Source organism: Nonomuraea jiangxiensis (assembly GCF_900099965.1).
GTDB lineage: Bacteria > Actinomycetota > Actinomycetes > Streptosporangiales > Streptosporangiaceae > Nonomuraea > Nonomuraea jiangxiensis.
In genome coordinates this window covers 24,172-47,032 of the sequence record NZ_FNDJ01000027.1, presented here as the reverse complement: position 1 = coordinate 47,032, position 22,861 = coordinate 24,172, and the positions used below count along the sequence as shown (strand labels likewise).

Here is a 22,861-nt window from a genome sequence, read left to right as displayed (position 1 = left end):
GAGCGCTATGCCGCCGGCCGAGGGAACAGTGCGCGGTCTCATCGAGGCAGCCCTGCGCGACACCGATCCTGACGGCCCGCTGCGCTGGCACGTGATCTGTCAGCTGCGCCAGCGGGGGGACCTGGAGTCGTTCATCGAGGCGCGGCGGTTGTGCGCGGCCGACACCGTCGCGGAGCGGCTGCTCGGCGTGGACATCATGGGGATGCTGCGGCCGTTCGTGGACCGTACGCTGCCGGTGCTGCGTTATCTGGCCGCCAGCGAGGACGACGCCATGGTGCTCTACTCGGTGCTGATCGCCTTCGGCCACCTCGCCGACCCGCGCGCGCTCCCGTCGGTGATCGAGCTGGCCGGGCATGAGGACGCCCGAGTCAGGTACGGGGCCGCGTACGCGCTGCAGCACGTGCTCGGCGAGCCGCCGGACCGGGCGGGCCTGGACACGCTCAGGAAGCTGGCATGTGACAGCGACGCCGACGTGGCCGGCTGGGCCTCCCTGGGCGTGGCCCTCCGGTCAACGCGGCAACCGTCCGACCGGCGAGAACGCCCGTCAGCTTCGTCGTGAGGCGAGGTTGAGCATCCCGGGCGGCATGTCCTCCACCCGCGTGTCGTCCCACGGCCGGTCGAGCCCGCCTTCGCGCAGCACCGAGTCCAGCACCATCGCGGTGAACCCCCACACCAGCATCCCCCGCACCTTGAACGCCGGCCCCGCCATCCCGCTGGGATGCCGCAACATGATCCGGTTGCCCGGGTCGACCAGCTCGGCGATCGGCACCCGCTCCACGGAGTCGACCTCGTCAGGCGAGGCCGCGTGCACCGCCGAGGGCTCGCGCCACCAGGCGATCACGGGCGTGACCCGGTTGTCGCTGTGGTCGAGGTAGAGCTCGGGCAGCGTGCACAGCACGTGCACCCCCGCCGGGTCGACCCCGGTCTCCTCCTCGGCCTCCCGCAGCGCCGCCTCGACCGGCCCGGCGTCCTCGGGATCGACGCCGCCGCCGGGGAAGGCGGGCTGTCCCGCGTGCCGGCGGCCCCGGGTGCTGCGCTGGATGAGCAGGACGTCCGGCCCTAACGCCCCCTCCCCGAACAACATCAGCACGGCCGCGTCCCGGCCGCCGCGCGCGGGTGGCCGCATGTATCGGGGAACCCGGGCCCGCTGGGCCCGCGCCGCCAGTCTGTCGAGCCAGTCGGGCACTTGCGTCACGCATGCTGCAACACGCGCCGGCGCCGATCACTTCCCCGGATCAGGAGAACGGGCCGGGCTTGACGAGCTTTTCCGCCTCGGCCTCCGAGGTGGGGCCGGTGCCGTAGGAGGGGCACAGGGCGGCCAGCGGGCACACGCCGCAGGCCGGGCGGCGGGCATGGCAGATGCGGCGGCCGTGCCAGATCACCCGGTGGGAGAAGATCGTCCACTCGCGCCTGGGCAGCAGCTCGCCGACGATGTGCTCGATCTTGACGGGATCGGTCTCGTCGGTCCAGCCGAAGCGGCGCACCAGCCGCTGGAAGTGGGTGTCGACGGTGAGCCCCGGCACGTCGAACGCGTTGCCGAGCACCACGTTGGCCGTCTTGCGTCCCACGCCGGGCAGCGTGACCAGGTCCTTGAGCTTGCCGGGGACCTCGCCCCCGTAGCGCTCGCAGACCGCCTGGGCCATGCCGATGATGCTGTTGGTCTTCGCGCGGAAGAAGCCGGTCGAGCGGATGATGTCCTCCACCTCGGACCGGTCCGCGGCGGCGTAGTCGGCCACCGCCGGGTATTTCGCGAACAGCGTAGGGGTCACCATGTTGACCCGCTTGTCCGTGCACTGCGCGGAGAGGATGGTCGCGACCAGCAGTTCTAAGGGGTTGGTGAAGTCGAGCTCGCAGTGGGCGTCCGGATAGGTCTCCGCCAGGATGCGGTTGATCTTGCGCGCCCGGCGTACCAGTGCGAGCCGGGTCTCCGGCTTGCGCCCCGCCGCTTTGGTGGCCATGCGGCCAAGACTAGAAGCTTCTCCACATGGTTGAACCCTGGACCGGCCGGAACACGTACAACCTGGCGCGGGAAGGGGGCCGGGTATGGGTGATCAGGGTGCGTCGCTGGCGTACTTCGTGCGTCACGAGGGGCCGCTGGGCGGCCGGGCGCTGCATCATTTCGCCGTGAGCTGCATGGCGGCGCTGGCCAGGCTGCACGGTGGCGACACCGCCGGGCTGCGGATGAGCCGGGACAGCGTGGCGCTCGGCGGCCGGGGCCAGGTGCTCATCGGCTGGGAGACCTCCGGGACCAGCTACGAAGGCGCGGCGGCGGACGACGTACGGGCCTGGGCCGACCTGGTGGTCTTCGCGGCCACCGGGACGGAGGACGGCGACCCGCGGATCCTCCCGCCCGCGCTGCGGCTGGCGGTCGAGCAGTGCCGGCACCCCGATCCCGGCGCCCGGCCGAGATCCGTGGACGTGCTGCGTGTCCTGCTGGGACGGTCCGTGGCGGCGGCGATGGCCTCAGTCGACGGCCTGCTGTCCGGGGCGCACCGGCGCGTCGGGTAACTTTCCCCCTGAATGTGACTCATGGGGCAAGCCCAAATCACTCCGGCATATCCCCTAACCTGTGTGTGCCGCCCGGAGTGGGGTGCGTCACAATGGCAGCAGAGGAGGCAGAGTGAACACCGACGATGTGCTGGGCAAGGCCCCCCTGTTCGCCGCGTTGGACCGCGAGAGCGCCGCCGCGCTGCGGACGAGCATCACGGAGGTCCAGCTGTCCAAGGGACAGACGCTCTTCCACGAGAACGAGACCGGCGACCGGCTCTACGTCGTGCTGGAGGGCAAGATCAAGCTCTCCCGCACCTCGCCGGACGGGCGGGAAAATCTGCTCAGCGTGCTGGGGCCGAGCGAGATGTTCGGCGAGTTGTCGCTGTTCGACCCGCGACCGCGCACGGCCACCGCGACCGCGCTGACCGACGTGCGGCTGGCCGGGCTGGGCCACGACGACCTGCGACCCTGGCTGACCGGCCGCCCCGAGGTGGCCCTGCACCTGCTGCGCGCGCTCGCGCAGCGACTGCGGCGCACCAACGACGTGCTGGCCGACCTGGTCTTCACCGACGTGCCCGGACGGGTGGCCAAGCAGCTGCTCGACCTGGCCGAGCGCTTCGGCACCAAGATCGACGACGGCCTGCGGGTGCACCACGACCTGACCCAGGAGGAGCTGGCCCAGCTCGTCGGCGCCTCCCGCGAGACGGTCAACAAGGCGCTGGCCGACTTCGCCCAGCGCGGCTGGCTGCGCATCGAGGCCAAGGCCGTGGTCATCCTCGACATCGACCGGCTCCACAACCGGTCCAGGTGACCGGGTCCGGCCCGGACCGGCGTCAGGACCGGTCCAGATAGTCCAGCTGCGCGACCACTGACATCTCGGCGGCGGCCCAGAGGGAGCGGTCGACGTCTGCGTAGACGATGCGGACGATCTCGCGCGGCGTGCGCGCCCCCTGCTCCCGCGCCGCCCTGATCTGGTCGAGCCGCTCGCGCCGGTGCGCGATATAGCCGTCCAGCGCCCCGATCGGATCGGGCAGCACCGGCCCGTGGCCGGGCAGCAGCGCCCGCGCCGCCAGGCTCTCCGCCACCGCCCTGAGCCGGTCGAGGCTGCGGAGATAGTCGGCCAGCCCGCCGTCCTTGGCGATGATCGTGGTGCCCCTGCCGAGCACCGTGTCACCGGTCAGCATCGCCTGGTCCTGGGGCAGCCAGAAGCAGAGCGAGTCGAACGAGTGGCCGGGCGTGCCGTAGACATGGAGCTCCACGTCGCCCGCGGTCACCACGTCGCCGTCGGCGAGGCCCTCGTCGCCGAGCCGGTGGCGCGGGTCGAGGGCGCGCACGGGCGCGCCGACCAGCTCGGCGAAGCGCCTGGCGCCGCCGCTGTGGTCGAAATGCCCGTGGGTGAGCAGGATCTCGGTGACGTGGCGCTCCCCCAGATGGTCGCGTACGCGGCGGAGGTGCGACTCGTCGTCCGGCCCCGGATCCACCACCACGACGTCCTCCCCGCCGACGACCCACGTGTTGGTGCCGTCGAGCGTCATCACGGAGGGGTTGGGCGCGAGCAGGTTCTCGGCGTGCTCGGTACGGGAGCCGTCGGGCGTGCCGATCGGGATGTACAGGCCGCTCACGAGATCACCAGCCGCATCCGGCCGTCGGTCTCCACGGCCCTGGGCATGATGGGCACGATCTCCCGGCGTTCGGCCAGGATGGAGTCGAGGCCGTCGTGGCCCGCCAGTTCGTCAAGCGTGTGATGGGTGGGCGGCATCAGGAAGATCTCGCCCTGTTCTGCCAGGGCGAGCGCCTCGGCGGGGCGTTTCCAGGCGACCTGGTCGGCCTCGCCCCCCACGTCGCGGGTGCGCTGGCCCTCGGGCAGCACCGCGGCGAAGAAGCGCGTGTCATAGCGCCTGTGCTCGATCTCGGGCGTGATCCAGTGCGCCCAGGGCTTGAGCAGGTCGGAGCGGAGCACCAGGCCGCGCCGGGCGAGGAAGTCCGCGAACGACAGGCTCCGGTCGATCAGCGCCAGCCTGTCGGCCTCCCAGTCGTCGCCTGTCGTGTCCCCGACCACGGAGTCGGGGCCGGGGCCCGCCAGCAACACGCCGGACTCCTCGAACGTCTCGCGTACGGCCGCGCACACCAGCGCGCGGGCGACCCGCTCGCCGGCGTGGAAGATCGCGCCCCACTCCGCGGGCGACGGCCCGGCCCAGGCGACCGCCTGGTCGGCGTCGCGGGCGTCCACGGAGCCGCCGGGGAAGACGTACGCGCCCGCCGCGAAGGCCATCGTGGACGTCCGCCGGAGCAGATAGACCTCCGGGCCCTCCCGCAGGATCACCACCGTGGCGGCGTCCCGCGCGGGCACCGGCTCGACCCGTCCGGCCATGATGTCCCGGGCCCGCGCGGCGAGCTCGGCTGGAAGCGGGAATCCGACCCCGGTCACATAGAACACCATTCGGTCATGGTGACATATCCCAGCAATTAGGAAACTTCCGCTATCAATTCCACCTCCACCGGCGAGTCGAGGGGCAGCACGGCGACGCCCACGGCGCTACGCGCGTGCCTGCCCAGATCGCCGAACACCTCGGCCAGCAGCTCGCTCGCGCCGTTGCCCACCTTGGGCTGCTCGGTGTACGCCGGGTCGCTGGCCACGAACACCACGACCTTCACGATGCGTACGACCCTCGACAGGTCGCCGACCTCCGACTTGAGCGCGGCAACCGCGTTGAGCGCGCAGACGCGGGCCAGCGCGGCGGCCTCCTCCGTGGTGACCCCGGCGCCCAGCTTGCCGGTCCGGGTCAGCTTGCCGTCCACGAAGGGCAGCTGGCCGGAGGTGTAAACGTGGTCGCCCGAGCGTACGGCGGGCACGTAGGCCCCCGCCGGCGTGGGCACGTCGGGCAGGCTCAGCCCCAGCTCCGCGAGCTTCTGCTCGGGCGTCGTCACTGCTTCTCCCGCTTGAAGTAGGCGACGAGCTGCTCGGGCGTGGCGCCCTGCAGGATCTGGACCAGCTCCCAGCCGTCGGAGCCGAAGTTGTCCAGGATCATCTTGGTGTTGTGGATGAGCACAGGGGCCGTGAGGTACTCCCATTTCTTCATGGCAGTCAGCGTAGGCGTTGTGACCACGGCCCGTGATACACCGCCGAACGCGGCGCAGCACAGTGTGAGCAATCTCAATCGAGACTCATCGGCATCCGGGAAATGGCCGTTCGGTAGCCTCGAGTGGTGGAGTCTCCGGACACGGACTGGACCGACGTGCGACTGCACGTGGTCACCGGCAAGGGCGGCACGGGCAAGACCACGGTCGCCGCCGCCCTGGCCCTCGCCCTGGCCGCGGGCGGCCGCAAGGTGCTGCTGGTCGAGGTGGAGGGCAGGCAGGGCATCGCGCAGATCTTCGATCTGCCGCCGCTGCCGTACGAAGAGCGCAAGGTCGCCGTGGCCCCCTCCGGCGGCGACGTCTACGCGCTGGCCGTCGATCCCGAAGAGGCGATGCTCGAATACATCGAGATGTTCTACGGGATGCGCCGCGCCGGCCGGGCGCTGACCAAGATGGGCATCGTCGACTTCGCCACCACCGTGGCCCCCGGGTTCCGCGACGTGCTCGTCACGGGCAAGACGACCGAGGCCGTACGCAGGCGGGGCAAGAACGGCCGCCGGATCTACGACGCGGTCGTGCTCGACGCGCCGCCGACCGGCCGCATCGCGCGCTTTCTGAACGTCACCCAGGAGGTGGCGGGCCTGGCCAAGGTCGGGCCGATCAAGAACCACTCCGAGCTGGTCAACGGCGTGGTCAAGTCGCGGGAGACGGCCGTGCACCTTGTCACCCTGCTGGAGGAGATGCCGGTCCAGGAGACCCTCGACGGCATCGGCGAATTGCGCTCCGCGGGCCTGCCAACTGGTTGCATTTTCATCAATATGGTGCGCGATTCACTGCTCCCCCAGGCCGCTCTTGACACAGCTGTCAAAGCCCGCTTCGACCCGGGGGAGCTCGTACTCGGGCTCAAAGCGGCGGGAGTGGCCGACGGCGCCCAGGCCGTGGCGATGGCCGAGGCGCTCGCCGAGGAGGTCGCCGAGCACGCCCACCGCACCGAGCTGGAGCGCGCCGAACGCGAGTCACTGGCCGGGGCGGGGCTCAAGAGCTACGACCTGCCCCTGCTGGCCGACGGCGTCGACCTGGCCGGCCTCTACGAGCTGGCAGAGAGCATCCGCACCCAGGGAGCAGCGTGAAAAAGCCCGCCCGCCTCGACATCGACGCCATCCTCGACGACAGCGGCACCAGGATCGTCGTCTGCTGCGGTGCGGGCGGCGTGGGCAAGACCACGACCGCCGCCGCCCTCGGGCTGCGGGCCGCGGAGCGCGGCCGGTGCGTGGTCGTGCTCACCGTCGACCCGGCCCGGCGCCTGGCCCAGTCGATGGGCCTCACCGAGCTGGACAACACGCCGCGCCTGGTCAGCTCGCCCGAGGGCGGCGGCCAGCTCTTCGCGATGATGCTCGACATGAAGCGCACGTTCGACGAGATCATCGAGGCGCACGCCGATCCCGCGCGGGCCCGCCAGATCCTGTCCAACCCCTTCTACCAGTCGCTCTCCTCCAGCTTCTCGGGCACGCAGGAGTACATGGCGATGGAGAAGCTGGGCCAGCTGCGCCGCTCCGACGAGTGGGACCTGATCATCGTGGACACGCCGCCCTCGCGGTCGGCGCTCGACTTCCTCGACGCCCCCGAGCGGCTCGGGCGCTTCCTCGACGGACGGGTCATCCGGCTGCTGACGGCACCGGCCAAGGCCGGAGGGCGCAACGCGTTCCGGCTGCTCAACGCCGGGTTCGGGCTGGTGGCGGGAGCGATGACCAAGCTGCTCGGCGCACAGGTGATCAAGGACCTGCAGACGTTCGTGTCAGCGCTCGACGCCGTCTTCGGCGGGTTCAGGCAGCGCGCCGACATGACGTACAAGCTGCTGCAGGCCCCCGGCACGGCCTTCCTCGTGGTGGCCGCGCCGGAGCGCGACGCGATGCGCGAGGCGTCCTACTTCGTCGAGAGGCTCGCTGAGGAGCGCATGCCGCTGGCCGGACTGGTGGTCAACCGCGTGCACGTGGCACCCGCCTCGAAGCTCTCAGCGGCCCGCAGCGCCGCCGCCGCGGAGGACCTGGACTCCAGGGGCGAGCACGAGCTGACCGCCGCCGTGCTGCGGCTGCACGCCGGGCGGATGCAACTCATGGCCCGCGAGGGCCGTGAGCAGGAACACTTCACCTCGGCCCACCCCACGGTGCCCGTGGTGCGGGTTCGCGCCATGTCCGAGGATGTTCACGATCTCACGGGTCTGCGGCAGATCGGTGACCTGCTGGCGAGCGCCTGATGACAAAAGTACGGCCGGCGGACGGCGCCGGCCGTACTTTCTCGCGGGTTCGGGATCAGCCCGCGACCAGCTCGTTTGTTCGTTCGTACTCTTCCTTGGCCGACTCGAGCAGCTCGCGCCACGAGTCCACGTCGGGTCGTCGCCGTAGCAGCGCACGCCGTTCGCGTTCGGTCATACCGCCCCACACCCCGAACTCGATGCGGTTGTCCAGCGCATCGGCGAGGCATTCGGTGCGGACCGGGCAGCCCCGGCAGATGAGCTTGGCCCTGTTCTGCGCGGCGCCCTGCACGAACAGGGCATCCGGATCCGCACCCTTACAGGCGGCACGGGAGGTCCAATCCGTGATCCACATTGTTCGACCCCACTCCCCTTAGGTGGTCAGTCGTTCATTTGGGGCCGACGGGCGCGGGCGCCGAGCCTCCGTATTCAGTTGCCGCAGAGGAGAACGTACGCAACTACACGTTCGGGCCGACAGACCCCAGAGGACCAATTTCTCGGCGGAGTCTTGACCGGGAATGACTAGTCACCCCCGCCAGTCAAGGCGAAATGGTGTCGAGCTACCGATAAGGTCAGGCTTTCGACGTACTCTTGGTAGCGTGCAAGCGCGTGGCAAAGATCGATCCAACCCCGTTCTGGGCACCCTGCGTCTGATCATCGCAGGGGCAGCCGCCGGGGTGCTCACGGCCGCCGTGGCCCTGCCCGCGGTGGGCGGTGCCGGGATCTCGGCCAAGAGCGCCGTGGAAGGGCTCAACCTCAAGCCGGAAGAGCTCGACGAACCTCCCCTGCCCGAGCGGACCGAGCTGTTCGACGCCAACGGCAAGAGGATCGCCCAGTTCTACTTCGAGAACCGGCAGTCCGTACGCCTCGACCAGGTCGCGCCCATCATGCAGACGGCCCTGATCGCGATCGAAGACTATCGCTACCACGAGCACGGGGCGATCGATATCGAGGGAACGGCCAGGGCGCTCCTCAAAAACCTGAGCAACGGCGGCGTGATGCAGGGTGGCTCGTCCATCACCCAGCAGTACGTCAAGCAGGTCCTGCTCAACAAGGCCGAGACGCCTGAGGAGCAGCAGGCGGCGATCGCGCCCACCGTCTCGCGCAAGCTGGCCGAGCTGCGCTACGCGCTGGCGATCGAGGAGAAGTACAGCAAGGACCAGATCCTCGAGAAATATCTGAACATCGCCTACTTCGGCGCCGGAGCCCACGGCGTCCAGGCCGCCGCCAGGCGCTTCTTCGACAAGTCGGCCGCCGACCTCAACCTCGTCGAGGCCGCCACCCTGGCCGGCGCCGTACAGAACCCCGCCAGGACCGACCCCAACGTCGGCCCCGAGTCCCGGGCGCGGCTGCTGGAGCGGCGCAACGTCGTGCTCGACCGGATGGCCGAGATCGGCAAGATCACGCCACAGCAGGCGGCCGAGGCCAAGGCGGAGAAGCTGGGGTGGAAGGACACGAAAGTACCCGGCGGCTGCGAGGCCAGCATTTATCCGTACTTCTGCCTCTACGTCCAGTACGAGATCCTCAACAACGAGGAGTTCGGCAAAAACCCGGAGGAGCGCAGGAAGCTGCTCCAGCGGGGCGGTCTGCGGATCAAGACCACCATCGACCCGAAGATGCAGAAGGCGGCCGAGAAGGCCATCAAGAAATACGTCAGCACCAAGGACAAGCCCGTGGCCGCGCAGGCCATGGTCGTCCCCGGCACCGGCGAGATCAAGGCGATGGCCGCCTCCCGCAAGTTCGGCCGGAGCAAGAAGAACAACGAGATGAGCTACAACATCGTGGCCGACGCGGCGCACGGTGGCGGGCGCGGGTTCCAGCAGGGCTCGACGGCCAAGGTCTACACGCTGGCCGCGGCGCTGGAGGAGGGCCTGAAGTACGGCGACGGCTTCCCGAGCCCGGCGGGCTACACGGCAGGCGGCTACAGCACGTTCAAGAACTGCAAGGGCGAGAACGTCGGCGACCCGAGCCACACCGTGCGTAACTCCAGCGAGGGCGGGGGCGGTTTCAAGACCCTGGAAACCGGCACGTGGGGGTCGGTGAACACGTTCTTCGTCAAGCTGGAGGAGAAGGTCGGGCTCTGCGACGTCGTCAAGATGGCCAAGAAGCTCGGGGTCAAGCGGGCCGACGGCGGCAAGCTGTCGGAGGTGGAGACGTTCACGCTCGGGGTCAACGAGGTGGACCCGGTGACGATCGCCAGCTCGTACGCGGCGCTCGCCGCCCGCGGCGAATACTGCAAGCCGCTGGCGATCACCGAGATCGAGGACCGGAACGGCAAGGCCAAGCAGTACAAACCCAAGTGCTCCCAGGTGATCGAGGAGGAGGTCGCCGACGCGGTCAGCGGCATCCTGTCCGGCGTGTTCACCAAGGGCACGATGACCGAGGTGGGCGGCATCGGCCGGGACGCGGCCGGCAAGACGGGCACGACGGACAACTACATGTCGGCCTGGTTCGCCGGGTACACGCCCAACCTGGCCTCGGCGGTCAGCCTCGGCGACCCGCGCGGCGCCGCCGACCACGAGCTGATCGGGGTCAGGATCGGCGGGACGTACTACTCGTACGTGTACGGGGCCTCCATCTCCGGGCGGATCTGGAAGGACTCCATGATCGACGCCCTGAAGGGGGTCGAGCCCGCGAAGTTCACGCCTGTTGACCGCTCGCGCTTCGGCGGGTGCACGGACAACTGCGCGCCCAAGCCTCCCAAGGAGAAGGACGAGGAGGGCGGCCCCGACAACCCGTTCGACATCTTCAACCCCGACCGCGGGGACGACGGACGCGGCGGCGACGGGCGGGGCCCCGGCGGAGACGGACGCGGCGGCGGTGGCGACGGCCGCGGACCTGGCGGGGGCGGCTTCGGGAACGGACGGGGCGGCGGCGGCAACGGCACGGCAGGCCCTGCCAATCCTGGCCGCTGAGGGCCCTGGAGAGCCTGTGAGGGTGCGCTGTGCGGCGCTGAGGCCTCCTCTGCCGGCTTGAGAAGCCTGGCGAGGAGGCCGCGGTTGCGCAGCCGGCGACAAGCCCGTCTGCGACGCCCACAGAAGCGCGGCGGCGGCGAGGAGCCCGTGTGAACGCCCGCCACGGAAACGGCGGCGAGGAGCCCGCCAGCAAGGCGCGCAGAAGCGGCAAGAAGCCCGCCTCAAGCCTTCGCTCGCCGATCAGCCAGCCGCGTAGCCGCCTATCCTGGCCTTACCTGCCGCGTAGCCCCCAAGCCTGGCCTTAGCAGCCTGCCGCGTAGCCCCAAACCGTGGCTTAGCCCTCAAGCCTGGGCTTAGCCTGCCGCCAGCTTGGTGCGGACGGCGGCGGCCACCCGGCCCCCCTCGGCCCTCCCGGCCACCTTCGGGTTGACGACCTTCATGACCTGCCCCATCGCCTGCGGGCCCGAGGCCCCGGTCTCGACGATGGCGGCCTCGACGATCTGCGCCAGCTCCTCGTCGGAGAGCTGCGCCGGCAGGTACTCCTCCAGCACCGCCTGCTCGTCCAGCTCCGCCTGGGCCTGCTCGGCCCGCCCCGCGTTGCCGAACGCCTCCGCCGCCTCCCGGCGCTTCTTGGCCTCCTTGGTGAGGACCTTGATGATCTCGTCGTCGGTCAGCTCCCTGGCCTCCTTGCCGGCCACCTCCTCGACGTTCACCGCGGCCAGTGCCATACGAATCGTCCGGAGACGTACCTCGTCCCGGCCCTTCAGCGAGGCCGTCAGATCGGCCTTCAGCTTGTCCTTCAATGCGCTCATGCGCTCCATCTTGCCGTCTGCGCGGACCGTACGGTCGTCACGCGCCGGATCTCGGGCATCATGAAGAGGTGAGGAAAGCCGTCGCAGTGCCACTGTCCATGCTCGGTCTCGGCCTGGCGGGGGTGGGTTACGCCGCCGTGGTGGAGCGCAACTGGTTCCGGCTCCGCCGCTTCGACGTGCCGGTGCTGGCTCGCGGCCAGCGTCCCGTACGCGTTCTGCACCTGTCGGACCTCCACCTGACCCCGCGCCGTACGATGCTGATCAACTGGGTCCGCTCCCTGGGAGCCCTCAAGCCCGACCTGGTGGTCAACACCGGCGACTCGATCGCGCACCCGGAGGCCGTCCCCTCACTCCTGCACGCCCTGGAGCCCCTGCTGTCCCGCCCGGGCCTGTTCGTCTACGGCTCCAACGACCTCTACGCCCCGCAGCCCAAAAACCCGGCCCGCTACCTGTGGCGCACGTCCAGAAACGAGCGCCGCCAGCACATCCCCAATCTGCCGTGGGAGGAGCTGGGCGCGAGCATGGCGGCCGAAGGCTGGCTCGACATGAACAACACCACGGCCCGCATCAAGGTGGCCGACCTGGACGTGGCGGTGGCGGGCATCCACGACTCCCACATCTCCCGCGACCGCTATGACCTCGTCGCGGGCCCGGCCCCGGCCGACGCCGACCTCCGCCTGGGCGTCATGCACTCGCCCGAGCCCCGCAACATGACCCGCTTCGCCGCCGACGGCTACCAACTCCTGCTGGCCGGCCACACGCACGGCGGCCAGCTCTGCATCCCCTTCTACGGCGCCCTGGTGACCAACTGCGGCATCGACCGCGCCCGGGTGAAGGGCCTGAGCCGCCACGACTCCGCCTGGCTCCACGTCTCCGCCGGCCTCGGCACCTCCCCGTACGCCCCGGCCCGCTTCGCCTGCTTCCCAGAGGCCACCCTCCTCACTCTGGTTCCGCGACGATAAAGGCGGTCACAAGCACCTTGGGAGTCCGCTAGACTTTCTCAAGCACGCGCAAGACGGGCGTGCACCGGGGTGTAGCGCAGCTTGGCAGCGCGCTTCGTTCGGGACGAAGAGGTCGTGGGTTCAAATCCCGCCACCCCGACAGTAGTACTGCAGATCAAGGGCCTGATCGCTGGAAACAGCGGTCAGGCCCTTGATCTTTCGTTAGCGTGGCGTTAGTGGTTGAACCTCATCACGTAGCCGTTAGCAACCCCAGGCAGCCCAAAAAATCACTCGACCTGCGCCCGTTTGAACCCCGGAATCTGGGGCCAGCGAGGGATCGACCCCAGAGCTGGACTATGAATCCTGGAAGTCTCGCGCGGGCCAGCCTTGCTGATCTCCCCCGGCGCCGCGTGGAGTGGCCGGCTGGAGCGCGCATCGAGTCACGGTCCAATCGTCCTGTCTGTCTTCGTGGATAGGGTGACCAAATGTCGCAAACGCTTCCGCCCCTGATCACCGAGGCGGCGGCACTATCCGTCGCCGGAGCCCGGCTCCACCGGTACGAGATGGGCCCGGCGCTAATCGGGGCGGGAGCGGACGCAACCGTCATCATCGTTGCACCCGGGGACAACCCGGGGCGCAGCAGCGTCCAGGACTCCATCCATGTGTTACTGAGCGGGGACAGGATTGCGGACCTCCACTCACGGTTTGAATTCCGGGGCCCTCTACCCATCCACGTCTTCGCCCGCCTGGACCAAGGATGCCTTCCCCTCGGCACCGCGCTCTGCAGAGGAACGTCGTACGCCCCTGCCGCCTTCGACCACGCCGCATTGGAACTCGACCGCCCCTTGAGCCGCGAGATGCTGGACGCGGTCCGACCAGTCCCGACACCCGGCCCGGTGCCAGACGTGGACTGGGTCGACCACGTGGAAACCGATCCGATCCGGGCTCTGGAGTCGTTCGTCCTCGGCTGGTTTCCCGCCGAGGAGACGGAGCCGGCCGAAGAGGAGAGCACGGCGGGCGACCTGAACAACCTGCCGGAGGCGTTGGCCGCCTTCCACCGCTTGGCCCGCCTCCGCCCGGCGATCCACAGATTCCACGACCCGGTACTGAAGCAGCCCCGGCGCTCTTCCAGACGGCTCGGCGACCGACTGGTCTTCGCCGTGTGGGACGGAGCCGGGATGGACTGGTCCATCCCGTGGCCACCGGAGGAACCATGCCAAGCTGATCCCCGCGTGTGGCTCACCGAAGAACCCAATGCTGCGGACTCGGAGCCGATCCTCGAAGTGGAACCGCTGAGCCGCTTCCTCCTGCAGTTCACGCTCTACGAAGCCATTAATGCCGCCCCCTACCACGCATCGAGCTACTGCATGCCGACCGCGCGCCTTGACGCGTTGTGGAGCATGCTGCGTCCCATACCCCTGAGCCCATTCCTGCCGGCCTATACGGCCGAGAGGTTCTTCGTGGCCCCAGGGTTGCTCATGCAGGTCAGCAACGACGAGAGCGAGGCGGTCGTGAGCTTCGGCGCGCTCCACCGCGGGACCCTGACGCCGCTGCTCGAACACGGGTTCAGCTGGTCCCGCTTCGACGGGTGAGACATGAAGGACCGCTCTGGGCGAGGTCTTTGATCCAGATTATCGGCGGAAGCGTAGTGGCTGGTGATCATTACGATCGGGCGGGTGGACGATTCTGCTGGACGTTACGGGCAGCGTCCAGGTGGGCCGCTGGGCATCCGATGGCGGTGCCGATGAGGGCGTAGTAGCGGGGCGCGGCCACACCTACAGGTATGGCCGCGCCCCGAGTTCAACTCGCGCTCTCGCCTGTGTCCATCCCGAGAACCTTCATGAGATGAGCAGTACAGACACGGTAGAGGTCGCCGATCCGAATGATGCGAACGGGGAACTCGCCATCACGCGCAAGCTGGTACGCCTTGGACCGGCCGATGCCGAGGGCACGGGCCGCTGTCATCAGGTCGATCGTGGGCGGCAGGTCTTGTAGATCGCGGAATGTCATCGGGTTCATGAAATGCCTCCCGATGCCGCTCCAGCCTCTCGGATCCTCGCGACAGCAAGCCGGATGAACGGCTCGTTCAGCTCGATGCCGACGAAGTCCCGGCCGAGTTGCCGGGCGGCGATGCCGGTCGTGCCGCTGCCCATGAACGGGTCCAGAACCTTGCCGCCCGGGCAGCAGCCAGCGGCAATGGCCTTGAGCGGGATATCGATCGGGAAGGCCGCGAAGTGGTCGCGCGTAGCGGGCGGGTGGGATCGACCAGACGTCCCCAGGGTTCTTGCCGTTCGGGTGGGCAGCGGCATGCCGTCTGCCCGTGTGGGGCGCATTGCCGCGCCGTGGCGCAGTGGAACGCAGGCGTCCGTGTCCCCAGAACGGTATCGTTGATCTATTGCATAGCCTTAGCACGAGGAACTCTCTGGAGAGAGGTTATGATCCCGAAAATGTGGCACCCCGCTGCTAAGCAATCGAGGGAAAACAGCACACCCCCGTCGTATATCCGCAGGTGAACAAGTGTCGGCCCCGCGGATGCGGGGGTGTCCCGGTCGCCGTCAAGGTAAACGTAGACCTCGCGGCCCGCCTCACGCATGGCGGGTGTTTCGGCTACGACGATTTCATCAGGTACCGCGCAGTGGTCGGCCCACAGGGCGGGGGTGTTCCACAGGTCTAACTGGACGCGCACATTGCGTTCGAGTTGACCACGCACGTGCGGGGAACTCCGGATGTGACATCAGTTGCTCTTGAATTTCCTGCTCGGTGGGTGTGACTGCCCGTTACCCGTACTGCATGCCCTGTCCTACCGCGCCAGTCTCCACTAATTCAACGTGTGTAGCTGGTTGCGAGAAATGCCTGCATCAACACACCACCGCAGCGGAATTTATGTTACACAGGGGAGTTATGCTTCTGATGCGATAGGTTCCTTCTCCTGTTGGAACCGAGTTCTTCTTAGCCTGGCTCGCCAAAGCGGCTGGCCACTTCGTCTGGTCATCCCAGACAAAGTCGTAGAGTATTTGAATGGAGCCAAAGTCATGGTTAGATAGGTCGGCTCCGCATAGATCTCTGGCGGTTGATTCATAGGCATCCTCCGAAATGCGCGGTAGATCAATTGCGAGGTCGCTTGCCCGAGCAAGGCCGCGTCCTAAGGTGCTGATCAGGGCCCCAATGAGAGTACTTAAGTATGCTTCAAGAAGCAGATCATTAGTTGCGATAGGTGACATAGCAGCTGCGAGAGCACGCGCTGTGGCCACATTGAGCAGGCGAACGAGGTCTGCCACCTCATCCAAATCGTCCGAAGATGCCTTGTCGAAAGCCGCGCTAACGGCTTTCGACACACTGCCCAGTTGTTCTGACGTGGGAATGATCTTAGCGAGGCAGTTGGTGAGTATCGTTGCACGATAGAGATCGGCAATGATCTGGCGGAGCCGGACATGCACCATAAACGGGGTGAGCTCCGGAGTCAGCTTTTCCGGGCGCACGTCGAGTAGATTCGTTAGCAGGATATTGACATTGGTGCTACTTTTCACTCTTTTGGAGAGAGTAGCACTTGCCGAGTCGAGTAGGTGGTCGAGTTCTTCGTCAGTCATCGGCTCTGCTGTATCGTCGCAATCTAAGGTGGTCACTCGTCTCCTTATTCTCGTTGAGATGGCTGCCAAGGATCTTTTTCATTGTTGCACGAGCCTTTTTGATCAGGTCGCGTGCTTGCTGCTCTGTCAAGCCCATTTGTTCAGCGATGATGGCATATTTGAAATCATCCATACGATAGGCCATAGCCAAGCGCTGGTCGGGGGGTAAAGCATGCAGGGCTGCTCGTACATCCGACTCGAGGGCCACCTGCTCGGCCCAATCGTGGCCCATCTGATCATGGTCGGTGGGATCCGAGCCGAATGGAATTGTCGGTATTTGACGACGATTCTGGCCGCGAGGTCGCGTGAGTGCGCGAGTCGCTACGGTGCGTATCCATGCTCCTGGCTCACGAATTGAGATCCATTGGGACGGGCGATTAGTCAGCAACCGCCATGCCTCAAGGAAAGCTTCCTGTGCTGCGTCGTCGCTGTCTTCATGCGATGCACCGTACCGCATAAGGAACACCTTCAAACGAGGGTACTCATTCTCTGTGAACGACACGAAGGCTTCGCGTACCGCTCGATGAGTTCCCGCTGCCGAGTTGATGGGCGATCGCTCTGAGTGCTGGTCGCTCATTAATTTGGGCCCGATATCTGCCCGTCCGAGGCTTTGGTGAGCGTATTGGTCAGCTCTCGAAGAAGGGTGCGTTGCCAGCGGGCGGAAACCCACGCGCTCGCTATGGTGGTGAAGACGCTGGCAATCGCCGAGCATGCGCTTGCCAGGATGATCGGATCCATCGGGGGATGCCTCCAGCTCTCTCTGTGCATCGGAGCACATTAATAAGTGGCGGCTGAGAGCAAGATCGGGAATGGCGAAGGTGTCACGGATGCATGTTCTTGTGGCTACGGGTACTGATTTTTTCCTCGTAGTGTCAAAAATTTCTACGGCTCGACGGGTATTTACGTGTTTTGGGCCGAGTCAATCGACTATCGCCTTATGTGGACTTGTGTTCTTTGTTTCCGATATCACCCGGAGGGTGTTGCGGCGGCATGGCTGTCCCTGCCAGGTCAGGGGGCCGAGGCGTGCTCTTCCTGTAAAGGCCCGTGGCTGAAGGTGCCGAAGCGGCCGGGAGATTCCACTCGCAGCGGGGGCCGATCGAACTTCGTGTCCTCGTGAGGTTGTGTCAGTGAGCTCTTTCCATCGTGACGGCACTGGTCAGGATGGGTTTGCGGGGAGCGGTGGCGGATGAGAGGATCCGCATCCGGTGTGCCGAACGCCGCTCCCGGTGGCGGAGGTTAGACCCGGCCCGGCAAGCCCTGCTGGTCTTGGCGCATCTGCGTAATGGCGACACCTACGCGCGTCTGACCGGCGGGTTTCGCCATCGGCACCACCACGGCCTGGCGCTACATCCGCGAAGCCGTGGACCTGCTGGCCGCCCTGGCCGACGACGTGCACGCCGCCGTCAAGCGCGCATCCCGGCTGGCCTACACCATCCTGGACGGCACCCTCATCCCCATCGACCGCCTCGCCGACGAGCGCCCGTACTACAGCGGCAAACACAAACAGCAAGGGATGAACGTGCAACTACTGGCCGACCCCGCAGGCCGGCTGGCCGGCACCACCGAATGGATCATGCGCGGCGAAAACCGCGGCGGCAGCAACTACGCCATCTCCGGCTCCCTGATCTGTTCCTGACCTCCATCCGCCCTCCGGCCCCCCTGCCCCGCTGTAGGGCAGAGGGCCGCTCCGCCGTTCAAGCACGGCCGGGTGTACGGGCCGGCGCCGCGCACGTCAGCCCGTACGGCGCTGATCCCGCCACAGCGGTGGGCGTCGGCAGCAGCTCTGCCGATCCTCGGTGGCCCGCGCCGATGCCCGGACACTCCAGGTCACGGCCAGGCGGCCGGCACGACGATGTCCTCCCCGGGAAAACGGGTGCCTGGTCAGTGGGTGAGCAGGAGGCTGTCGACCAGGCCGGTGGTGGAGGAGATGGTGTCGGTGCCCAGCAGGCAACCGGGCAGGCTGCCGACGTAGCTGATGCCGCTGGTGATGCGGGTGACGTCGTCACCCAGGTAGCGGCCGGCGGTGACGACGCCGGTGACGTTGATGGTCTGCGGGGTGGTGGTGGCCGGGGCTGAGTCGAGGGCGGGCAGGAGCGCAGTGGCCAGTGCGGTCAGGCGGCGCGGCAGCTGGTGGTGGGCGGGGGAGATCGGTGAGGTCGCGGGGCATGAGGTGCTCCGATGATCAGGTCAGGAGCAGGTGGCCAGTACGACCGAGATGACTGTGCAGGTGGCCGAAGCTGAGTCGTTGGCCGGGTTCGGGTCGGCCGGGGTGGAGGTGGTGCGGGTGGCGGTCACGGGGACGGGGCCGATTTTGAGCAGGCCGATCGGCAGGCGGAAGGTGTAAGTGGCCGTAGCGCCGTCGGCGATGCCGGTGGAGGTGCAGGTCACCCGGCCGGGGGTGGAGGTGCAGCCGGCTGAGAGGTTGGTGGCGGTTTTACCGGCGGGCAGGGTCGCGGTGAGCGTGGCCGAGGTGACCGCGTCCGGGCCGTCGTTGCGGGCGGTCAGTCTGTAGCTCAGGTACGGGACCAGGATGCCCAGATGAGGCTGGGCGGTCAGATCGATGTCGAGGTCGGCGGCGACGATGGTGGTGTTCTCGGCGTCGCTGTCGTTGGCCTGGGTGGGGTCGGCCTCGGTGGCGTCGACGCCGGCGGTCGCGGTCACGGTGCCGGTGGTAGTGGGTGACAGGGTGACGGTCACGGTGGCGGAGGCGCTGCTGGCCAGGCTGCCCAGGCTGCAGGAGACCGTAGTAGTGACCGTGCAGGAGCCCTGCGACGGGGTGGCGGACACGATGCCGGCCGAGGCGCTGCCGGACAGGGCCAGGGTGGCGGTCACGCCGGTGGCGCCGGCGGGGCCGTTGTTGGTCACGGTGACGGTGTCGGTGAACGTGCTTCCGAGGTTGACCGGGTCGGCCGAGTCGGCCACCTGCACGGCCAGGTCGGCTCCGGACGGTGCGGGGGCCCAGTCGGTGGCGTACTGGAAGCCGGAGATGCCGGCCAGGATGGTCTTGCCCGTGCCGTTGGCGTTCATGACAGCGGGGTCGGCGCCAGTGGTGTAGGCGATCTTGGTTCCGTCGGGTGACCACTGCGAGAGGGCGCTGACGCCGTCGTTGGTGAGGGCGGTATGCCCGGTGCCGTTGGCGTTCATCACGTAGATGTTGTCGGAGCCGCCGCCGAGTTCGTCGATGGCGGAGAGCGTGTAGGTGATCTTGCTGCCGTCGGGTGACCAGTCCGGGAGGATGGCGGACTGGGCGCCGGAGTAGCTGGTCACCTGCGTGGCGCCGGTACCGTCTGGGTTGACGGTGAAGATGTTGTTGCCGGCCCTGTAAGCGATCTTGGTTCCGTCAGGTGACCAGGCGGGGCTGTCGCCGAACACGCCGAGGGAGACATTGCCGGTCCCGTCGGCGTTGATGGTGCTGATCGATCCGCCCAGACTGGTGTAGGCGATCTTGGCGCCGTCGGGGGACCAGGTGATCGAGAAATCGATGAGACCGGCGCCGGTGGTGATCTGGGTCTCGCCGGTGCCGTCGGGGTTCATCGTCCACACCTGCAGGGCTCCGCTGGCGAAACGGGTGAAGGCGATCTTGGTGGCGTCGGCGTTCGCGGTGGGGTAGTTGTCGTACGCGGTGTTGTCGGTGATCTTCGTCAGGCCGGTGCCGTCGGGGTTGATCGAGTAGATCTCCCCGTCCGGCTCGGTGGACTGATCGACGAAGTAGATCTTGCCGTTGTCGCCCGGCCAGGCGGCCTGCGCCGGACCGGCCAGCCCGGCCAGCACGGTCGCCACCAGGACAAGCGCGGCGGCCGGTGCCGTCCAGCGGCGTAGCCATCCCGATTGGCGGGCGGGCGCGAACGCGACGTGATGCCATAAGAAGACATGACGGAGCATGGGATCTCCTCTTTCTCAAGACGGCCGATTCCCGTGCCCGGCCCTGGCCAGAGGGCGAGGCGCGGGCCGCGGACGGCGCGGGGTCCTGCGTGGCCCTCACACCACGGCAACACCCCGGCGCCCACTGCCGCGGACAGGCCCTTGTTCACAGGCACACGACATGCGGCGCACAGACTGGACGGAAACAGTTCCTGTACCAGGGCATGCCTGAGCAGCCCGCCTGCCAGGTCAGCGTGGGGCGGTCTCAGGTGGCACAGGTGATGGACCCTTGGAACACACCCTCCCGACGGAGGGGTCGGTCTATCGGCGCGACCCGTACGCTGATCAATACACGCGTACGCTCAATCCACGCGTCCGTCCACTGGAAGCATGACGCGCCGTGCTCAACACCCGGATATGGGCGAATGGTGTTGCCATTCGTTCTCCTTCACCCCTGTAACGGACAGAAACGGCGGGGTTTGGTGCCTACCAGCGGCCAGTGTCCGCCCGCCCGCAGGCGATGGCAATCCTCTACCGAAAACCGTTTCGCGGTGCGCCCGGCAACCTCGCCACCCAGCACGGCGCACTGAGCGGCCCTGCTCTGCCCCCTGGCCGTGAAGCAACCGCCTTTGCACAGGTGAACTCCACAATTAGGGGTTCCGGTCACGCGCTCCGACTGCCGGGCCTGAGGCGCTGGGCAGCCGCCGCAGCCGGACCGGATGTCCACAACTGGACACCTTCTCCCACTGCCGGTGACGGGCATGCGGGCGAGCTCCCACGCCCCGGCGGGCACACAACGTCAGCGGGGACGTCCCGCCCACCGCCAGCCCGCCCCCACCCTTGAACGCGCCGACCTCAGCCGCCCGATTGCGGCCCGCCAGCCCGGATCACGGTCGGCGAACACGTCGATCAGCACGCGGACCGGCAGCCCCGCCTCGGCCGGATGCCGGAACTGCCGATCCAGGTTCAGGGTGTAGCGGTTGTGGCCGCCGACTCGGTGGCGGGTCAGATAGCCCGCCCGGCACAGATCGGCAACGATGTTCTGCACGCTCCGCTCGGTGATGCCGATGCTGGCGGCGACCTGGCCCATGACCGCGTCACGGTCGCGGGAGATCTCCACCAGCACCCGGGCATGGTTGGTGAGAAACGTCCAACGGGTCGGACGTATGGGGGGCGAGGGTCGTCGCTAGCTGGGCCTCACGCGTCGAAGGCGGCAACCCCGGCCAGCGAGCTCTTCTGGCGATATTGCGGGCAAGCGCGGAATATCCCCGCGGGTAAGCGAACGGCGTCCCAGGTCGGCCTCTCGAGTACAGGCCGCTGACAGATGGTGAACACTTAAAACGCTTTCCGTTGAATTCGCGCTCGCGGCTCTGGACGAAGAGGTCGTGGGTTCAAGTCCCGCCACCCCGACAGATAAGATCGAATATGTCTACTCGCCGCGCACAGGCGATCCTGCCACGTGGGTCCTTCAGGACCTCAGCGCTGCGGCGGGGAGCCGCCTGGGGCGTCCGACTCACGCTCGAGCGGTGGGACGCCTGCCCAGTCCGGCAGCGGTTCGCACTGTCTTATCCATTCCGAAGGCACGCGAGTGCTCCCTGAGGCCGCGACGATACCGCCCACGATGGCACAGGTGGTATCGACATCCCCGCCGGCCGCCGCAGTGGTCCACATGGCCGCTTCAAAGTCATGGCGTTCGCGCGCCGTCACCCAGAGGGTGAAAGGAACCGTGTCATGCGCGCTGACCTGCCGCCCGTTTCCCAGCATCCTGGCGGCGAGCGCCGAATCACCGATGGTGAGGAGTTGCCGGGCCTCCGCGATGCCGTCACGGACCATGCTCGCGGGCACGTTCTCGCTGATCCTGTCCAGGAAGCGCCCCGGCGGGAGATCGGGCTCCGTGACGGCCGTTGCCGCGGCCACCGCTACCGCTATGGCGCCGGCTACTGCTTCGGGGTGAGTGTGGGTCACCTGTGCTGAAAGGGCCGCCTGTTGGATGACCTGCGCGACGTCGTCGGCGAACCAGGCGCCGAGAGGGGCCACCCGCATAGCGGCGCCATTGCCCCATGAGCCCTTGCCGTCGAACAGTTCGGCCGAAAGCGTCCGCCAGTCCCCGCCTTCGCGGATGAGACGGAGCATCCGATTCGTGGCCGGGCCGTACCCACGATCGAAATCGTGACGTGCCGCGAAGCTCGCGGCGAGTGCGTCCTGGTCGATGGCGCCGTGGTCAGCAAGGACACGATGGATAGAGCATGCCATCTCGGCGTCGTCGGTCCACTGCCATGGGCCGGGCGGAGGCAGGCGGTCGGAGAGGGCTTGTCGATTGGCCGGAACGAAGAATTGGGAACCGAAGGCGTCGCCCAGAGCCAGGCCGCGAAGAGAGGCTGTGGCACGCGCAAGAGGATCAGGGGGCATCCTCTCCATTGTGAGGTACGCCAGAGCGGCTCGTCCGTCCGAGGCGGACTGGCTGCGGCACCAAGGGCTCATGCATCGTTGGGGCCCTCTCAGTCCTCGGCAACTCGCCCTCCTCAAGCGCATCTCGACCGGCGAGGACCTGGGCCGGCCCGATGACGTGCCGGAAGCGCCACGCCGGCTATCGGCCTTACCACCGAAGGCCTGAAGTCACCGCATGGGGACGTGTGGTGGACTTCGCGTAGCGCCGCGGGGTGGTGCCCGACGACCCTTACCTCGGGAAGCGGAAGCAGTGGAACGGGGGCCTCCGTATCCGGCTCATGGTCGGCACACGCAGCAGGCACTCGCCACCGAGGCAGCCAGTAGGGGTTATTCGATTCGTGAGTGTCCCATCTCTCAGAGGCGCGGCAGCGGCTATCAATATAAGGGGCTTTGTTACGAGCGAAACTGCTAACGCCGTGACGGCCAGATTTCGGTCTCT

Annotated in this window: 23 protein-coding genes, 1 tRNA gene and 1 pseudogene; 10 read left to right on the top strand and 15 right to left on the bottom strand. The window is 67.7% G+C overall.

Translation table 11 applies throughout. The annotated features are described in order from the left end of the window. Positions 1-7 precede the first annotated feature (7 nt). Positions 8-559, top strand: coding sequence for a HEAT repeat domain-containing protein (locus BLS95_RS41875; protein WP_090945160.1), 552 nt, complete (start codon positions 8-10; stop codon positions 557-559). Here BLS95_RS41875 and BLS95_RS41870 read toward each other — a convergent pair. Together BLS95_RS41870 and nth are read right to left on the bottom strand one after the other, a co-directional pair. Continuing rightward, positions 545-1,195 (bottom strand): NUDIX hydrolase, encoded by a 651-nt coding sequence (locus BLS95_RS41870; protein WP_090945159.1) that lies wholly within the window; start codon positions 1,193-1,195, stop codon positions 545-547. The genes BLS95_RS41875 and BLS95_RS41870 overlap by 15 nt on opposite strands. Before the next feature lie 40 nt (positions 1,196-1,235). Continuing rightward, positions 1,236-1,958 carry an endonuclease III gene (gene nth, locus BLS95_RS41865; protein WP_090945158.1) on the bottom strand — a complete coding sequence of 241 codons (723 nt, stop codon included), beginning with the start codon at positions 1,956-1,958 and terminating at the stop codon, positions 1,236-1,238. An 85-nt stretch (positions 1,959-2,043) separates the two neighbouring features. Between nth and BLS95_RS41860 the strand changes: the two genes are divergently transcribed. Together BLS95_RS41860 and BLS95_RS41855 are read left to right on the top strand one after the other, a co-directional pair. Next, positions 2,044-2,508 (top strand): hypothetical protein, encoded by a 465-nt coding sequence (locus tag BLS95_RS41860; protein ID WP_090945157.1) that lies wholly within the window; start codon positions 2,044-2,046, stop codon positions 2,506-2,508. Positions 2,509-2,620: 112 nt separating this feature from the next. Beyond that, entirely contained in the window at positions 2,621-3,301 is a 681-nt protein-coding gene (locus tag BLS95_RS41855) for a Crp/Fnr family transcriptional regulator (protein WP_090945156.1), read from the top strand. Positions 3,302-3,323: 22 nt separating this feature from the next. Here the strand turns inward: BLS95_RS41855 and BLS95_RS41850 are convergent, their stop codons facing one another. The 4 genes from BLS95_RS41850 to sp36 are packed head-to-tail and all read right to left on the bottom strand — an operon-like array spanning position 3,324 to position 5,570. Next, positions 3,324-4,112 carry an MBL fold metallo-hydrolase gene (locus tag BLS95_RS41850; protein WP_090945155.1) on the bottom strand — a complete coding sequence of 263 codons (789 nt, stop codon included), beginning with the start codon at positions 4,110-4,112 and terminating at the stop codon, positions 3,324-3,326. Further along, the gene (locus BLS95_RS41845) at positions 4,109-4,930 is read right to left on the bottom strand and encodes an NUDIX hydrolase (RefSeq protein WP_245765619.1); all 822 of its coding nucleotides are present in this window, start codon (positions 4,928-4,930) and stop codon (positions 4,109-4,111) included. The genes BLS95_RS41850 and BLS95_RS41845 overlap by 4 nt, the downstream gene beginning before the upstream one ends. A 26-nt stretch (positions 4,931-4,956) precedes the next feature. Beyond that, positions 4,957-5,418 (bottom strand): RidA family protein, encoded by a 462-nt coding sequence (locus tag BLS95_RS41840; protein WP_090945154.1) that lies wholly within the window; start codon positions 5,416-5,418, stop codon positions 4,957-4,959. Further along, positions 5,415-5,570: a Sp36 family protein gene (sp36, locus tag BLS95_RS56275; RefSeq protein WP_090945153.1), complete on the bottom strand. Its 156-nt coding sequence runs from the start codon at positions 5,568-5,570 to the stop codon at positions 5,415-5,417. The genes BLS95_RS41840 and sp36 overlap by 4 nt, the downstream gene beginning before the upstream one ends. Positions 5,571-5,696: 126 nt before the next feature. Between sp36 and bagA the strand changes: the two genes are divergently transcribed. Next, positions 5,697-6,698, top strand: coding sequence for an ATPase BagA (bagA, locus tag BLS95_RS41830; protein ID WP_218136247.1), 1,002 nt, complete (start codon positions 5,697-5,699; stop codon positions 6,696-6,698). Beyond that, entirely contained in the window at positions 6,695-7,822 is a 1,128-nt protein-coding gene (bagB, locus tag BLS95_RS41825; protein ID WP_090945152.1) for an ATPase BagB, read from the top strand. Before bagA ends, bagB begins: the two co-directional genes overlap by 4 nt. Before the next feature lie 55 nt (positions 7,823-7,877). On the opposite strand, the gene BLS95_RS41820 is transcribed toward bagB, so the two are convergent. Beyond that, a complete protein-coding gene (locus tag BLS95_RS41820) occupies positions 7,878-8,174 on the bottom strand; it encodes a WhiB family transcriptional regulator (protein ID WP_090945151.1) in 297 nt (98 codons plus the stop codon). A 244-nt stretch (positions 8,175-8,418) separates the two neighbouring features. On the opposite strand from BLS95_RS41820, the gene BLS95_RS41815 reads away from it, so the two are divergent. Next, complete coding sequence (locus BLS95_RS41815; protein WP_245765618.1) at positions 8,419-10,734, top strand: transglycosylase domain-containing protein; 2,316 nt, start codon at positions 8,419-8,421, stop codon at positions 10,732-10,734. Between the two features lie 353 nt (positions 10,735-11,087). Here BLS95_RS41815 and BLS95_RS41810 read toward each other — a convergent pair whose 3' ends face one another. Then, the gene (locus BLS95_RS41810) at positions 11,088-11,546 is read right to left on the bottom strand and encodes a GatB/YqeY domain-containing protein (RefSeq protein WP_090945149.1); all 459 of its coding nucleotides are present in this window, start codon (positions 11,544-11,546) and stop codon (positions 11,088-11,090) included. Positions 11,547-11,644: 98 nt separating this feature from the next. On the opposite strand from BLS95_RS41810, the gene BLS95_RS41805 reads away from it, so the two are divergent. From BLS95_RS41805 to BLS95_RS54850, 3 genes are all read left to right on the top strand, one after another. Then, positions 11,645-12,508, top strand: a complete 864-nt coding sequence (locus BLS95_RS41805) for a metallophosphoesterase (protein WP_090945148.1) — start codon at positions 11,645-11,647, stop codon at positions 12,506-12,508. Positions 12,509-12,573: 65 nt separating this feature from the next. Then, positions 12,574-12,647 (top strand) — tRNA-Pro (locus tag BLS95_RS41800). A gap of 745 nt (positions 12,648-13,392) precedes the next feature. Then, positions 13,393-14,079: a hypothetical protein gene (locus BLS95_RS54850; protein WP_143044093.1), complete on the top strand. Its 687-nt coding sequence runs from the start codon at positions 13,393-13,395 to the stop codon at positions 14,077-14,079. Positions 14,080-14,287: 208 nt separating this feature from the next. Here the strand turns inward: BLS95_RS54850 and BLS95_RS41790 are convergent, their stop codons facing one another. The 4 genes from BLS95_RS41790 to BLS95_RS41780 form a co-directional block, all read right to left on the bottom strand. Then, entirely contained in the window at positions 14,288-14,506 is a 219-nt protein-coding gene (locus tag BLS95_RS41790) for a MerR family transcriptional regulator (protein WP_245765617.1), read from the bottom strand. Continuing rightward, the gene (locus BLS95_RS41785) at positions 14,503-14,796 is read right to left on the bottom strand and encodes a DNA methyltransferase (protein ID WP_245765616.1); all 294 of its coding nucleotides are present in this window, start codon (positions 14,794-14,796) and stop codon (positions 14,503-14,505) included. Before BLS95_RS41785 ends, BLS95_RS41790 begins: the two co-directional genes overlap by 4 nt. Positions 14,797-15,345: 549 nt before the next feature. Further along, positions 15,346-16,110 (bottom strand): hypothetical protein, encoded by a 765-nt coding sequence (locus tag BLS95_RS54845; RefSeq protein ID WP_143044092.1) that lies wholly within the window; start codon positions 16,108-16,110, stop codon positions 15,346-15,348. Next, on the bottom strand, positions 16,067-16,690 hold the full coding sequence (locus BLS95_RS41780) for an RNA polymerase sigma factor (protein WP_176993663.1): 624 nt from the start codon (positions 16,688-16,690) through the stop codon (positions 16,067-16,069). The genes BLS95_RS54845 and BLS95_RS41780 overlap by 44 nt, the downstream gene beginning before the upstream one ends. 584 nt (positions 16,691-17,274) lie before the next feature. On the opposite strand from BLS95_RS41780, the pseudogene BLS95_RS41775 reads away from it, so the two are divergent. Further along, positions 17,275-17,665 (top strand): annotated as a pseudogene (locus tag BLS95_RS41775) (transposase family protein); the annotation flags it as partial. Between the two features lie 635 nt (positions 17,666-18,300). Here BLS95_RS41775 and BLS95_RS41770 read toward each other — a convergent pair. From BLS95_RS41770 to BLS95_RS41760, 3 genes are all read right to left on the bottom strand, one after another. Beyond that, positions 18,301-19,995 (bottom strand): CARDB domain-containing protein, encoded by a 1,695-nt coding sequence (locus tag BLS95_RS41770; RefSeq protein WP_090945143.1) that lies wholly within the window; start codon positions 19,993-19,995, stop codon positions 18,301-18,303. Positions 19,996-20,773: 778 nt separating this feature from the next. After that, positions 20,774-21,100, bottom strand: a complete 327-nt coding sequence (locus BLS95_RS41765; RefSeq protein ID WP_218136246.1) for a MarR family transcriptional regulator — start codon at positions 21,098-21,100, stop codon at positions 20,774-20,776. Between the two features lie 350 nt (positions 21,101-21,450). After that, entirely contained in the window at positions 21,451-22,383 is a 933-nt protein-coding gene (locus BLS95_RS41760) for an ADP-ribosylglycohydrolase family protein (RefSeq protein WP_245765614.1), read from the bottom strand. Positions 22,384-22,861 lie beyond the last annotated feature (478 nt).